This window comes from Methylocystis bryophila (genome assembly GCF_027925445.1).
GTDB classification, from domain to species: domain Bacteria; phylum Pseudomonadota; class Alphaproteobacteria; order Rhizobiales; family Beijerinckiaceae; genus Methylocystis; species Methylocystis bryophila.
The window spans coordinates 2,313,749-2,326,981 of sequence record NZ_AP027149.1 but is presented as its reverse complement, the minus strand read 5'-3'; the positions used below and the strand labels follow the sequence as shown (position 1 = coordinate 2,326,981).

At 65.0% G+C, this 13,233-nt stretch carries 12 protein-coding genes; 9 read left to right on the top strand and 3 right to left on the bottom strand.

Features of this window, described 5'->3' with window-relative positions; translation table 11 throughout:
• The first annotated feature begins 63 nt into the window (after positions 1 to 63).
• The 9 genes from QMG80_RS10895 to QMG80_RS10855 all read left to right on the top strand — a co-directional run bounded on the left by QMG80_RS10895 (position 64) and on the right by QMG80_RS10855 (position 8,968).
• Positions 64 to 675: a PadR family transcriptional regulator gene (locus tag QMG80_RS10895; RefSeq protein WP_085772848.1), complete on the top strand. Its 612-nt coding sequence runs from the start codon at positions 64 to 66 to the stop codon at positions 673 to 675.
• 135 nt (positions 676 to 810) lie between these two features.
• On the top strand, positions 811 to 1,302 hold the full coding sequence (locus QMG80_RS10890) for a DUF4405 domain-containing protein (RefSeq protein WP_085772847.1): 492 nt from the start codon (positions 811 to 813) through the stop codon (positions 1,300 to 1,302).
• Between the two features lie 155 nt (positions 1,303 to 1,457).
• The gene (locus tag QMG80_RS10885; protein ID WP_085772846.1) at positions 1,458 to 2,111 is read left to right on the top strand and encodes an FABP family protein; all 654 of its coding nucleotides are present in this window, start codon (positions 1,458 to 1,460) and stop codon (positions 2,109 to 2,111) included.
• A gap of 310 nt (positions 2,112 to 2,421) precedes the next feature.
• Positions 2,422 to 3,729 (top strand): MFS transporter, encoded by a 1,308-nt coding sequence (locus tag QMG80_RS10880; RefSeq protein WP_085772845.1) that lies wholly within the window; start codon positions 2,422 to 2,424, stop codon positions 3,727 to 3,729.
• On the top strand, positions 3,729 to 5,159 hold the full coding sequence (locus QMG80_RS10875; RefSeq protein ID WP_245299973.1) for an ArsB/NhaD family transporter: 1,431 nt from the start codon (positions 3,729 to 3,731) through the stop codon (positions 5,157 to 5,159). Before QMG80_RS10880 ends, QMG80_RS10875 begins: the two co-directional genes overlap by 1 nt.
• Positions 5,160 to 5,358: 199 nt before the next feature.
• A complete protein-coding gene (locus QMG80_RS10870; protein WP_085772844.1) occupies positions 5,359 to 6,003 on the top strand; it encodes a 50S ribosomal protein L25/general stress protein Ctc in 645 nt (214 codons plus the stop codon).
• A gap of 232 nt (positions 6,004 to 6,235) precedes the next feature.
• Positions 6,236 to 7,231 carry a pyruvate dehydrogenase (acetyl-transferring) E1 component subunit alpha gene (gene pdhA / locus QMG80_RS10865; protein WP_102938218.1) on the top strand — a complete coding sequence of 332 codons (996 nt, stop codon included), beginning with the start codon at positions 6,236 to 6,238 and terminating at the stop codon, positions 7,229 to 7,231.
• 199 nt (positions 7,232 to 7,430) lie between these two features.
• Complete coding sequence (locus tag QMG80_RS10860; protein ID WP_085772842.1) at positions 7,431 to 8,819, top strand: pyruvate dehydrogenase complex E1 component subunit beta; 1,389 nt, start codon at positions 7,431 to 7,433, stop codon at positions 8,817 to 8,819.
• Between the two features lie 2 nt (positions 8,820 to 8,821).
• The gene (locus QMG80_RS10855; RefSeq protein WP_158658849.1) at positions 8,822 to 8,968 is read left to right on the top strand and encodes a hypothetical protein; all 147 of its coding nucleotides are present in this window, start codon (positions 8,822 to 8,824) and stop codon (positions 8,966 to 8,968) included.
• 39 nt (positions 8,969 to 9,007) lie between these two features.
• Here QMG80_RS10855 and QMG80_RS10850 read toward each other — a convergent pair whose 3' ends face one another.
• From QMG80_RS10850 to ppsA, 3 genes are all read right to left on the bottom strand, one after another.
• Positions 9,008 to 9,958, bottom strand: a complete 951-nt coding sequence (locus tag QMG80_RS10850; protein ID WP_085772841.1) for an RgsD C-terminal domain-containing protein — start codon at positions 9,956 to 9,958, stop codon at positions 9,008 to 9,010.
• An 8-nt stretch (positions 9,959 to 9,966) separates the two neighbouring features.
• Complete coding sequence (locus QMG80_RS10845) at positions 9,967 to 10,656, bottom strand: aldolase/citrate lyase family protein (RefSeq protein WP_210190832.1); 690 nt, start codon at positions 10,654 to 10,656, stop codon at positions 9,967 to 9,969.
• Positions 10,657 to 10,796: 140 nt separating this feature from the next.
• Entirely contained in the window at positions 10,797 to 13,211 is a 2,415-nt protein-coding gene (ppsA, locus tag QMG80_RS10840) for a phosphoenolpyruvate synthase (RefSeq protein WP_085772839.1), read from the bottom strand.
• Positions 13,212 to 13,233: the final 22 nt, after the last annotated feature.

The following is a 13,233-nucleotide window of genomic DNA, read 5'->3' as shown; positions in this document are numbered from 1 at the left end:
GCGGTTGACGCGATAGCTTTAAGATATATCTTATATCTGTCTAAACAAAAGGAGACATGTTTTATGAGACACAGTCATTGGCAGGGGGGCCATCACCCCTGGCCCGGCTTTGAAGGCCCGCGCGCCATGCGCGGGGGACGTCATGACGAGGGCTTCGGCCACAGAGGATTTGGCGGACGCTTCGGTGACGGCGAACGGGGCGGCAGAGGCGGCGGGAGACGTCGCATGTTCGAGGGGGGCGAGCTTCGCCTCGTCATCCTGCTTCTCACCGAGAGCGAGCCCCGGCACGGCTACGACATCATTCGCGAAATCGAAACGCGCACCGGCGGCGCCTATGCGCCGAGCCCCGGCATCGTTTATCCGACGCTCACCCTCCTCGAGGAGCTCGGACACATCGAGGCGCGAGCGACGGAAGGCGCCAAAAAGCTCTATGCAATCACCGCAGCCGGCGCGGCGCATCTCGCCGAGAACCGCAAGGACGCCGAGATCGCGCTGGCGCGCCTCGAAGAGTTGCGCCAAAGGAACGAGGTCGTGGATGCGGGTCCGGTCTTTCGGGCGATGAGCAATCTCAAAGCCGTGCTGCGCGAGCGCTTGTCGGGTCAGCCGGAGAAGGAGCTTCTGTTTTCCGTCGCCGATCTCATCGACGAGGCCGCGCGAAAAATAGAGCGGCTGTAGCGGGAGTCGAAGCGCGGCGCGCCGCCGGCCGCAGAGGCCTGCGAGGCGGCTTGCGACCGCCAAAACAATGACTGACTGCAAGAACGGCGACGACGCCTTCTTGCAAGCGGTCGATCAGAGAAAGGACATCGATCGGTGAAGATCTCGAGAGAATGGGCCACGCCGCTCACCATCGGCGCCTTCGGCCTCATGAGCGTGACGGGCCTGCTCATGTTTTTCCATCTCGACTCGGGGCTGAACAAGCTCGCGCATCAATGGCTGTCCTGGGTGATGATCGGCGGCGTCGCGACGCACGCCATCGTCAATTGGCCTGCCTTCAAGCGCTACTTCACCTCAAGCCGGATGGGCCGCGCCATCATCGGCGTCAGCGCCGTCGTGCTGGCTCTCACCTTCGTCTCGCTTCCCGGCCAGAAAGGCCCGCCGCCGCAAGTCCTGGCGTTGAGGGCGCTGACGAAAGCGCCGATCGCCAAAGTCGCGCCCTTGGCGGGGCGTCCGGTCGAGGAACTCATCGATGAGCTCGCCAAGGCCGGGATCAATTTGCCGAGCGCCAATGCGAGCATCGACAGCGCGGCGCCCGACCGCGGCTTGCAGGCAAAGGCCATCGCCGTAATTTTCGGCGCCAAATAGAGCGCTCGCCTGCTTCGTGAACGGCGCGACCTTGTGTATGATGCGCCTTGAGCTCGGCGTCGCGAAATCGTCTCAGGACTCCGCGACGCCTCCCCTTGCTACCGGAAAATCGCTTTGGGCTTTCCGGGACATGCTCGAGAAGAGCGGAGGCCAGCATGTCGGACGTTCACGCCGGCGACTACACAGACATTTACACGGAACCGTCGAACGTCGACATCCACACGCTCAGCAACCTCGGTCCCTTGGGGCCCATGGCGGGCGTGTGGCGCGGCTCGAAAGGTATGGACGTCAAGCCCAAGGCGGACGGACCGCATACGCAGACCTATGTCGAGCGCCTGGAGCTTCAGCCAATCGACCCGCAGACAAATGGCCCGCAACTGTTTTATGGGCTGCGCTATCACCAGCATGTCGTGAAGCCGGGAGAGGTGGAAACCTATCACGATCAGCTCGGCTATTGGCTCTGGGAGCCCGCGACGGGGACCGTCATTCAGACGATGACGATTCCGCGTGGGCAGACGGCGATGGCGGTCGGCAAGGCCGCGCCGAACGCAAAGACGTTCGAGCTTGTCGCCACTCGGGGTCTCACGACCTACGGCATCTGCTCCAATCCGTTTCTCGAAGAGGCTTTCCGCACGGACGAATATCGCATCAAGGTGTCGATCAACGCCGATGGGACATGGTCCTACGACGAAACCACCATCTTGATGCTCGGCGGCCGCAAGGAATTCAAGCACACGGACAAGGACACGCTGATCAAGATCGCCGAGCCGACGCCCAATCCGCTGGCGAGGCCTGGTGGCGATCGATAGCGGACCTTCTTCACGATGGCCCTCTGGCCGTGCAAGCGCCGCGCGAGACTGACCCTCGGCTAAGGACCTAGCGCGCGTTTCCCGCTTGAACGGAATCGTTCGAGCGATAGGGAATTGCGCCAAGTCAGAAACTTAGAGCTTGTCTGGAAAACCGCTTCGCACTGTTCCGGGACATGTTTTAGGTAAAAGAGCGAGGTCGGTTTCGACAAGGGGAAGGTGCTCGGCCCCTCGAGCGGCGCTATCTCATCACCGTTCCGCGTTTCGCCAAAACCGCGAAGCCCGCCTTCCCGCTGACGACACCCACGCAGACATGAAAGCCGCGAACGAGACCGATACGCCGCGCCCGGGGGCGCATGTTCCGCTCGTAGCGGCGCAGCCGTTTCGCTCGCCGCTCGATTGGCTCAACTGTTTCCTGGCGGATGTGAGAGGAGGACTGGGGCCCTATGTGGGCGTGTTCCTGCTCACGGAACAGCACTGGAACCAAGCGGAGATCGGCGTGGTCGCCACCGTCGCGGGCGTCCTCGGACTTGCGCTTCAGACGCCGATCGGCGCCTTCATCGACGCCAGTCATCGCAAGCGCGCGATCATCGTCGTGGGCGTGGTTATGGTGAGCTTCAGCGCCCTGGCGATCGCCTTGGCGCCCAATTTTCCCGTCGTGCTGACGGCGCAAGCCGTCATGGGCGTCGCCGGCGATTTATTTCCCCCCGCGGTGGCCGCCATCACGCTCGGCATTCTCGGCTCGCACGGCCTCGCGTCCAGGCTCGGCAGGAACGCCGCCTTCGACCACGCGGGCAATATCTCGATTGCTCTAATCGCGGGTCTCGTCGGTTGGGCGTATTCCCAGACCGCCGTGTTCTTCCTCGTTCCGCTTTTCTCGCTGCTCGCGGCTTGGTCTGTCCTGGCCATTCCACCCGGCGTGATCGATGACGCGCGCGCGCGAGGTCTCGACGGCGATGGCGATCGCGGTCTTCCTCAGCCGTCCGGATGGCGCGTGCTCTTCACCTGCAAGCCGCTCCTTATCTTCGCTTCCTGCATCGCCCTCTTCCACTTCGCCAACGCGGCGATGCTGCCGCTGATTGGACAAAAGCTGGCTCTTGCCAATAAGGGACAGGAAACCGCGCTCATGTCGGCCTGTGTCGTCGCTGCGCAGCTCGTCATGCTGCCTATGGCGATCCTCGTCGGCCGCAGAGCCGAGGCCTGGGGACGCAAGCCCCTATGCCTCGCTGCGTTTGGGATTCTCCCGATCCGCGGCGTTCTCTACACCTTCTCCGACGACCGTTCCTGGCTGATCGGCGTCCAGCTCCTCGACGGCGTCGGCGCCGGAATATTGAGCGCCCTGGTCCCGCTCATGCTCGCCGACCTCATGCGCGGCACGGGCCGCTACAATGTCAGCCAGGGCGTGATCGCGACGACGCAAGGGATCGGCGCGTCATTGAGCAACATGGTCGCGGGGCTAATCGTGGTCAGCGCGGGATATAGCGCAACATTCCTGACCCTCGCCGCCATAGCCTTCGCGGCGTTCTTGATCCTTGCCTTGGCGATGCCCGAGACGCGCGGATTTGGCGCCGCGCCGAGGGATGCTAACTTCGCTTCCGATCCGCGACAGAGTCTTGCTTGATGGACATGAATTCGAGCGCGCCCTCGGCAAAAAGCGAAGGCGCCGAACCCCACGCGCTCGCGCTTGCGACTTCAGCCAAAAACGCTCCAGTCGGTTTGCGGGCGGCGCTTTCGGGCGTCGCGCTCGTCGTTCTCGGGTCGCTCCTCGCCGCCGCTCTTTTCTTCGTGGCGGGGAAGGCGATCACCTTCGCGCTGCAATCGGCGCCGAACGGCGGAAACGGCAAGACCGCGGTTGCAACCCTCGTCTTCATCGCGACCTACGTGATCATCGCGATCGGCAAGCTTCCGGGCTATCAGCTCGACCGCGCCGGCGCGGCGCTGCTCGGGGCGAGCTTCATGGTCGGGCTCGGCGTCGTCTCGCTCGACGAGGCGTACCACGCGATCGATTTCGACGCGATCACGCTGCTCCTCGGCATGATGATCGTCGTCGCCAATTTGCGGCTCTCGGGCTTTTTCCGACTCGTCAGCAATTATGCGGTGACCCGGGCTCATCACCCCTTGCTGCTTCTCTTCGCCATCATCTTGGTTTCGGGCTTGCTTTCCGCCTTTCTGGTCAATGACGCGATCTGCCTTGTCATGACTCCGATCGTGCTCCAGCTCGTCAGGAGGCTGAAGCGCGATCCCGTTCCTTATCTCCTGGCCGTGGCGATGGCTTCCAACGTCGGCAGCACGGCCACGATCACCGGCAATCCGCAAAACATGATCATCGGCGCCTTCTCGCGGATTCCTTATGGAGCCTTCGCCGCCGCCCTCTGGCCCGTGGCTCTCGTCGGCCTGTTGGCCACGACAGCGCTGATCGCCCTGGCCTATCGCCGCGAGTTTCTCGTCGCCGCGCGGCTCCCGATCCTCGCGCAGCGTCCAACCCGTTATCACCGCGCGCTCGCGATGAAGGCGGTGCTCGTGACCGTGGGGATGATGATCCTGTTCTTTGCGGGAGAGCCCGTCGCCAAGGTCGCGATCGTCGGCGGCGCGCTGCTGCTCCTCACGCGCAAGGTCAAGGCCGACAAAGTCTATCGCGAGATCGACTGGCCGCTGTTGCTCATGTTCGTCGGCCTTTTCATCGTCGTCACCGGGTTGGAGACGACTCTGTTGACGCCGGAGCTGGTCGGCAAGCTCGGACGGCTCGACCTCGCATCGGCGCCGGTCTTGACCGCGATCACAGCCGGTCTGTCGAACCTCGTTAGCAATGTGCCGGCGGTGCTCGTGATGCGGCCTTTCGTCGACGGTCTCGCCGATCCGAAAAGAGCCTGGCTCATCGTCGCGATGGCCTCGACGCTCGCCGGCAATCTGACGCTCGTCGGATCGGTCGCAAATCTCATCGTCGCCCAGCGCGCCCGGGCCCAAGGCGTCGACATCGACTTTTGGACCTATTTCAAGGTCGGCGCGCCACTGACGCTTCTCACCATTGTCTTTGGCGCCTGGTGGTTGTGAAAAGTCATGCGAAACGCTGGTTCCCGCGTAGGAGGACGCCTCTCTCGGGGCGGCGAGCCGACCCCGCCGCCGTTCTTGACCCTGTTTGCCCCGTCTTGCCTCTCTCCCCGCCCTCCCCTATAGACTGGCGCCGCGCGCCGTGTTTCCGACACCCCTGGAGGCGAGAGGCGCGCTTTTCTTTTGACTAAAGGAACCAGCCATGGCCGAGACCAAGACTCTCGCGGCCGCGGTTCGCAGCGGGACAGGCAAGGGGGCCGCCCGCTCGACACGCCGCGAAGGCCGCACGCCCGCCGTCCTCTACGGAGGCGGCGAAGATCCCACCCCGCTCTCGCTCAATTCGCGCGACGTCACGAGGCTCATCTTCGCGGGGCACTTCCTCACGACGATCTTCGAGCTCGACATCGACGGCAAGAAGGAGCGCGCCATCCCGCGCGACTATCAGCTCGATGTCGTGAAGGATTTTCCGGTTCACGTCGATTTCCTGCGTTTGAAGCCCGGCCAGCGGGTCAAGCTCGAAGTGCCGGTGCATTTCGTCAATCAGGAGGCTTCGCCCGGCCTTAAGCGCGGCGGCGCGCTCAACATCGTCTACCACACGATCCAGATGTGGGTCCCGGCCGACGATATTCCGGAGGCGATCACCATCGATCTGACCGGATTGGACTTCAACGATTCGGTCCACATCAGCGCCATCGCCCTGCCCAGGGGGGCGAAGCCCACGAACCCGGACAAGAACTTCACCGTGGTGAGCATCTCGCCGCCCGTCGGCGGCGGTGAGGAGGCGGCGCCCGCAGCCGCGGCAGCCGCGCCCGCCAAAGGCGCAGCCAAGGCTCCCGCCAAGAAATAAGGGGGCCGCGAGGCCGTCCTTCGACCCTCCTCCCGGCGACGCGAGGAGGGTTTTTTCGTTTTTCCGCCTTGGCGCGGTTCTCGCTTGGAGCCTTTCGCAATTTCGCCTTAGAGCAGCGCGATTTGTGCGAAAAACCGGTCTCCACTTTTTCGCGTCGTGCTCTAGAGGCGGCTCGTTTTCGGCCGACTCTTGGTCTATGTTCGGCTTCTACAGACTTTACGACGGGGGAGCGATGACGGCCGGCACGGACACTACTCCACAAGCTGGGCCGTCCTTCTCGCTCGACGAAGAGCGAGCCGCCTTTCGCAAGATGCTGTTGATCCGCCGTTTCGAGGAAAAGGCGGGGCAGCTCTACGGCATGGGCGTCATCGCCGGCTTCTGTCATCTCTACATCGGCCAGGAGGCGGTCGTCGTCGGCGTCAAAATGGCGGCGAAGGACGGCGACCAGATCGTCACCTCCTACAGAGACCACGGCCACATGCTCGCCTGCGGCATGGACCCGAGGGCCGTCATGGCCGAGCTTGCAGGGCGCCGCCACGGCGTCTCCAAGGGCAAGGGCGGCTCGATGCACATGTTCTCGCGCGAGAAGCATTTCTACGGCGGGCACGGCATCGTCGGCGCGCCGGTCCCGATCGGCGCCGGCGTGGCTTTCGCCAATCGCTATCGCGACGACGGCCGCGTGTCGCTGACCTTCTTTGGCGACGGGGCCGCCAATCAGGGCCAAGTCTACGAGACGTTCAACATGGCGGAGCTCTGGCGCCTGCCGGTTGTCTTCATTGTCGAAAACAACCGCTATGCGATGGGCACCTCGGTCGAGCGCTCCTCGGCGCAGTCCGATTTCGCCAAACGCGGCGTCGCCTTCAACATTCCGGGCGCGCGGGTGGACGGCATGGACGTGCGCGCGGTGCATAGCGCGGCGCGAGAGGCGATCGACTGGTGCCGCAAGGGCAACGGTCCCTACATCCTTGAGGCGCAGACCTATCGCTACCGCGGCCATTCCATGTCGGATCCGGCGAAATATCGCTCCAAGGAGGAAGTCTCGCGCATGCGCGAGGAGCATGATCCGATCGAGCAGGTGCGGCTGCGCCTCATCGCGGGCGGCGTGTCCGAGGACGAGCTGAAAAAAATCGACGCCGAGGTGCGCAAGATCGTCTCCGAAGCCTCCGATTTCGCGACGGCCGACAAGGAGCCCGATCCGAGCGAGCTTTACACGGATGTGTGGGCGTGAACGTCAAAGCGCAAATAATTACGCGGCTGGTTGGCGACGGCCGTCGCCCCCTCCCCTTCCCTCCCCCGCTCTCGCGGGAGAGGGGACGGCCGACGTTGCGCAAGTTCTTCGTCAAGCTTCGAGTCTGCTCCCTCTCCCGGGAACCGGGGGAGGGTTGGGGAGGGGGCCATCGAGCTTTTGAAATTCGGGGCCTTCACGCATGACCGTCAACATCCTCATGCCCGCGCTCTCGCCGACGATGGAGAGCGGCAAGCTCGCCAAATGGCTCAAGAACGAAGGCGACCCGGTTAAATCCGGCGACGTCGTCGCCGAGATCGAGACCGACAAGGCGACGATGGAGGTCGAGGCCGTCGACGAAGGCGTGCTGGCCCGCATCCTCGTGCCGGGCGGGACCGAAAATGTCGCCGTCAACACGCCGATCGCGGTCATCGCGCTGGAGGGAGAAGCCGCTGAGGCGCCGCCAGGCCCGGCCCCGCAGCCGCCGGCGCCGGCCCCCGCGGCGCCGACTCCTGCCGCCCCGGCCCAAACCGTCGCGACGCCGGCGCCGAAGCCAACGCCAACGCCTGAGCCAGAAATTGCGCAGCCCGAGGTTCCGCCCGGCACGCGCATGCTGCAGATGACCATGCGCGAGGCGCTGCGCGACGCGATGGCCGAGGAGATGCGGCGCGACGAGGCGATCTTCGTGCTCGGCGAGGAGGTCGGCGAGTATCAGGGCGCCTATAAGGTCACGCAGGGCCTGCTGCAGGAATTCGGCGCGCGCCGCATCGTCGATGCGCCCATCACCGAATATGGCTTTGCGGGGCTCGGCGTCGGCGCGGCCTTCGCGGGCTTGCGGCCCATCGTCGAGTTCATGACCTTCAATTTCGCGATGCAGGCCATCGACCACATCGTCAATTCCGCGGCGAAGACGCTTTATATGTCGGGCGGGCAGATCAATTGCCCGATCGTGTTCCGCGGCCCCAACGGAGCCGCTGCGCGCGTCGCCGCGCAGCACAGCCAGGATTACGCGGCCTGGTACGCGCAAGTGCCAGGTTTGAAGGTCGTCGCGCCGTCGAATCCTTCCGACGCCAAGGGGCTGCTCAAAAGCGCGATCCGCGATCCCAATCCCGTCGTCTTCCTCGAGAATGAAATCCTCTACGGCAAGTCGGGCGACGTGCCCGCGCTCGACGACTTCCTCATCCCCATCGGCAAGGCGCGCGTCGCGCGGCCGGGCCGCGACGTGACGCTCGTCTCCTTCTCGATCGGCGTGACTTTCGCGCTCGGCGCGGCCGAGGCGCTCGCCAAGGACGGCATCGAGGCGGAGGTCATCGATCTTCGGTCGCTGCGTCCGATGGATGTCGCAACGATCGTCCAGTCGGTCCAGAAGACGCATCGCGTCGTCGCGATCGAGCAGGGTTGGCCGTGCTGCGGAATCGCCTCGGAGATCGCCGCGCGCGTGCAGGAAGAAGCGTTCGACTGGCTCGACGCCCCCGTCGCGCGCGTCACCGGCAAGGACGTGCCGATGCCCTACGCCGCCAATCTGGAGCAGCTCGCCTTGCCGTCGATCGACGAGATCGTCGCCGCGGCGCGGGCCGTGACCTATCGCTGATCATGCCCTTTCGCACGCGCGACGCCCTGATCGTCGCCGCGCTCGCGGCCGCTGCTCTGCTCTACCTCTGGCTCGAGGAGCGCGACTTTGCCGTCGATCTGTTGAAGGCGCTGTTCGGCCTCTCGGGCGGAACAACCGCGGGCGGCTAATCCCCTGCTCCCGTGCGGGGCTGGGACTGGGCGCGCCGCCTACTGCATTCCTGCCGGCTCGACCGAGTCGGGCTGCTTGGGCAAGCTCTTGCCGACGACCACCTCGACATCCGAGTCCTTCGTCGAGACGACCTTGAAGCTGTTTTGATAGGTCTTGCCGTCGTGGCGCGCGATGGCGACATACTCGCCTTCGGCGAGCACCAGAGAGGGAAAGGCGCCGATCAATTCGCGGATCACGTCGCCGCCGGGCGTCAGCACCGAAAAGGACGTGTTGGCGAGCGCCTCGCCTCCCGGCGAGTTGACGAGCTTCAGCGTGATCGTCGCGGCGCGATGGCGCAGCGTCGCCTCGATGAGCTTGCCGGCCGGCACGCGTAAATCGGTGGTCACGACCGAATTGGTCGCATTGTTCTCGCCCGGCGCCGCGCCGCTCGTGTCGAGCAAAGTCGCGACGATGTGATAGGGGCCTTCGGGAAGCGAGATGACCTCGCCGGCGCGGGCGTTGGCGAGCACGAGCTTCGCCTCCGAATTGTTGCGCTCCGGCACATAGATCGAGATGGCGAGCCGTTGCGCCGGGATCGTCGCGTCGCCGAGCTTGTCGATGAGCTTGAGCCCGCCGGCGTTAAGAATCAGCTGCTCATGCGCGAAGCGTCCATCGACGACGACGCGTTTCGTCGCGCCCGCGAGGCCGAGCGACGCATGCACGACATAAGCCCCGTCCGGCAGCGCCAAGCTCGGTGTCGCCTCGCGCGACTCCGCGACGAGGCGGTGCGAGCCGTCGGCTTGCGCCTGCTCATCGAAGACGCGCCAAATCAAGCCGCCCTTGATGCTCGCCGCCTCGCCGGCCGTCAGCGCGGCGGACAGGCGCACGCCGCCGGCGGGGGCTTCGCCCGATGATTTTGCGGGGCGCGCGTGCGCGGCGCTTTGGGCAAAGGCGCTGGGCGCGGCCAGAAGCGCAAGGGGGAGGCAGAGGAGCGACGCGAGGCGTTTCATTGCGGGAGCTAGCGCGGGGAATGGGGCGATTTATCGGCGCTGAAGACGCTCTCGATAACGCCGATGTCTTTCGGGCTCACCGCGCATTTGCCGAGAAACCCGTCGCGGCGCGCGGCGACACATTCTTCCTTGAGCTTGCCGGGGTCGCGGCAGGGCGCGTCGAGCGCCAGCGCTCCCGCCGCCGCGGCCGCAAGAGCAAGCAGCGCGCGCGCCGTCTCCACGGGGGCCGAATTCTCCTCCGTCCCGAGCGCAGACGCCAAAGCGGCGCGTCCGAAGAGCAAGGCGTGGAGCCGCGGCGAGGCGCGGGCCAAGGCGGCGCAGGAAAGCAATCCTGCTGGCGTCGAGAGCTCGGCGACAATGCGGATCGCGCCGTCGGCCACATCCGCTTCCGCCTCGAAGACCGCGAGCCGCGAGCCGAGCTGCTGCACAGTCTCCGCGCCTTCGGCCGCTTGCAGCACGACGCCGTCGGGAGCCGCGCCGCGCAGCGTCTCGAGCGCGAGATCGAACGCAGGATCGTCGAGCCGCGGCAGGCGAGCGAGAAGCCGCGACGGGCATAGCGTCTCGCGCGCGCGGCGGATGAGCGAGGCGTGCCGCTTTATTCCTTCGCTGTCGGCAAAGTCGAAGATCAACGCGCCGGCGCCGAATGTAAACATCGTTTCCGCGACGTGCGCTCTCGGGATGATCAGACAGCTTCTCATTGGCGACATGCTTGCGGCGCTCTTCGTAGTCTTCGCTGTCACATCACTCTTTATCATAAACCTTCAATTTGGCGCCGGCGATTTTCTCGAACGCCAGCGAGCCGAGCGCGGCGTAACGTGGGAGGGCGCAAGCGCGCGCCCTACCCTCGCGCCGGTCTCCCCAGCGCCTTCTCCACCTCGAGAAGCCGCCGCGTCGTCGCGAGCACCGTATCGGGGTTGAGGCTGATCGAGTCGATGCCGAGCCGCACCAGGAACTCGGCGATCTCGGGATAGTCCGACGGCGCCTGACCGCAAATGCCGCAATGGCGGTGATTGCGCCGCGCGCCCTCGACCGCGAGACGGATGATCTCTTTGACGCCGGGATCGCGCTCGTCGAAGTCGAAGGCGACGATCTCCGAGTCGCGATCGACGCCGAGGGTAAGCTGCGTCAAATCATTCGAGCCGATCGAGAAGCCGTCGAAATGCTTCGAGAAGGCGTCGATGAGCAGCACATTGTTGGGAATCTCGCACATCACATAGATCTCGAGCCCGTTCTCGCCGCGCTTCAAGCCGAGCTCGGCCATGGTCTCCACGACGCGTTCGGCCTCGTCGATCCTTCGGCAGAAGGGGATCATCAGCTTGACGTTCGTAAGGCCCATCTCCTCGCGCACGCGCTTGACGCCAGCGCACTCGAGCGCAAAGCCTTCCTTGTAGGCCGGATGCGCATAGCGCGAGGCGCCGCGAAAGCCGATCATCGGATTGGCCTCCACAGGCTCGAAGGCGCGTCCCCCGAGGAGCTGAGCATACTCATTGCTCTTGAAGTCGGACATGCGCAGCACGACGGGCTTGGGATAGAAAGCGGCGGCGATGGTCGCAACCCCTTCGGCGAGCCGGCGCACGAAGAACTCCTTCGGGCTCGCGTCGTTCGCCGTCAGTCGCGCGATCTCGGCGCGCTCCTCCGCATCGGCGATGCGCTCGGGATGGACCAGGGCCATCGGATGCGCCTTGATCGACTCGGCGACGATGAACTCCATGCGCGCCAAGCCGACTCCATCGTTGGGGAGGCGCGAGAGCGCGAAGGCGAGCTCGGGATTGCCGACATTGAGCATGACATGGGTTTGAGGACGCGGCAGTTGCGAAAGATCGACGCGCTCGACGACGAAGCCGATCTCGCCCTCATAAACCCGGCCAATGTCCCCCTCTGCGCAACAGACGGAAATCAGCTCGCCCGAGCGGATCGCGCGCGTCGCGCCGTCGGCCCCGACGATCGCCGGTATGCCGAGCTCGCGCGCGACGATCGCCGCATGACAGGTGCGGCCGCCGCGATTGGTGACGACGCCCGCCGCCGATTTCATCACTGTGCCCCAGTCGGGCGAGGTCGAGTCGGCGACGAGGATCTCGCCGGGGACGAATTGCGGCAATTCGCTCAAATGCGAAATAACGCGGGCGCGGCCGACCGCGATCTTCGTTCCGACCGCCCTACCCTCGATTCGCACGGGCGTGCGCGTCTCGATCCGATAGGTTTCGAGCGCGGCGCGGTCGCGACGCGAGGCGACGGTCTCGGGACGCGCCTGCACGATGTAGAGACGCCCGTCGAGCCCGTCCTTCGCCCATTCCACGTCCATGGGCCGCTTCACGCCCGCGACCGCGCTGTAATGGTCCTCGATCGTGATCGCCTGACCGGCGAGGGTCAGCACCTCCTCATCGCTCAGGCAGAATTTTTGGCGCTCGCGCACGTCGGTCGGCATATTGCGCGTCGTCGTCAGGCCGCCTTCCGAGAAGATCATCTTGATCTTCTTCGCCCCCAGCTCGCGCTTGAGCACGCTTCTCTTGCCCGCGCGATAGGTCGGCTTGAAGACATAAAATTCGTCGGGATCGACGGCGCCCTGCACGACATTCTCGCCAAGCCCGTAGGAGCCGGTCAGGAACACCACGTCCTCGAAACCTGTTTCCGTGTCGAGCGTGAACAAGACGCCCGACGCCGCGATGTCGGACCGCACCATCTTCATGACGCCGACGGAATTGAACACCTTGAAATGATCGAAGCCGTTGTCGACGCGGTAGCGGATCGCCCGGTCGGTGAAGAGGCTCGCGAAGCAATGCACGACGGCCTCCAGCACGCCCGCCTCGCCGCGCACGTTCAGATAGCTCTCGTGCTGGCCGGCGAAGCTCGCATGGGGCAAGTCCTCGGCCGTCGCCGAGGAGCGCACGGCGACAGAAAGCTCCGGCCCATATTCCTCGACGAGCTTCGCCAGGGCTTGGCGGATTTCCTCTGCGATCGCCTCGGGCAGGCCGGCGCGGCGCACGATCTCGCGGGCTTGCTTGGCGCGGCGGGCCAAATCCTGCACATTCGTCACGTCAAGACCGGAAAGCGCCTCTTCGAGCGCTGGCCAGGCTCGGGCGGAGTCGAGCGCGTCGCGATAGGCCTCGGCGGTGATCGCGAAGCCATTGGGGATGAGGATGCCCCGAGGCGCGAGCTGCCGATACATTTCGCCGAGAGAGGCATTCTTCCCGCCGACGAGGGGAACGTCCTCAATGCCGATCTGGCCGAAGAAACGAATGAACCGATCCGCCATGCCTTCCTCCCTGATCGCTTCT

What these genes read in the sequence shown, in the direction of transcription:
- QMG80_RS10895 (WP_085772848.1), top strand. Translation starts at nt 64, where the DNA reads ATGAGACACAGTCATTGGCAGGGGGGCCATCACCCCTGGCCCGGCTTT.
- QMG80_RS10885 (WP_085772846.1), top strand. Translation starts at nt 1,458, where the DNA reads ATGTCGGACGTTCACGCCGGCGACTACACAGACATTTACACGGAACCG.
- QMG80_RS10880 (WP_085772845.1), top strand. Translation starts at nt 2,422, where the DNA reads ATGAAAGCCGCGAACGAGACCGATACGCCGCGCCCGGGGGCGCATGTT.
- QMG80_RS10875 (WP_245299973.1), top strand. Translation starts at nt 3,729, where the DNA reads ATGGACATGAATTCGAGCGCGCCCTCGGCAAAAAGCGAAGGCGCCGAA.
- QMG80_RS10870 (WP_085772844.1), top strand. Translation starts at nt 5,359, where the DNA reads ATGGCCGAGACCAAGACTCTCGCGGCCGCGGTTCGCAGCGGGACAGGC.
- pdhA (WP_102938218.1), top strand. Translation starts at nt 6,236, where the DNA reads ATGACGGCCGGCACGGACACTACTCCACAAGCTGGGCCGTCCTTCTCG.
- QMG80_RS10860 (WP_085772842.1), top strand. Translation starts at nt 7,431, where the DNA reads ATGACCGTCAACATCCTCATGCCCGCGCTCTCGCCGACGATGGAGAGC.
- QMG80_RS10855 (WP_158658849.1), top strand. Translation starts at nt 8,822, where the DNA reads ATGCCCTTTCGCACGCGCGACGCCCTGATCGTCGCCGCGCTCGCGGCC.
- QMG80_RS10850 (WP_085772841.1), bottom strand. Translation starts at nt 9,958, where the DNA reads ATGAAACGCCTCGCGTCGCTCCTCTGCCTCCCCCTTGCGCTTCTGGCC.
- QMG80_RS10845 (WP_210190832.1), bottom strand. Translation starts at nt 10,656, where the DNA reads ATGAGAAGCTGTCTGATCATCCCGAGAGCGCACGTCGCGGAAACGATG.
- ppsA (WP_085772839.1), bottom strand. Translation starts at nt 13,211, where the DNA reads ATGGCGGATCGGTTCATTCGTTTCTTCGGCCAGATCGGCATTGAGGAC.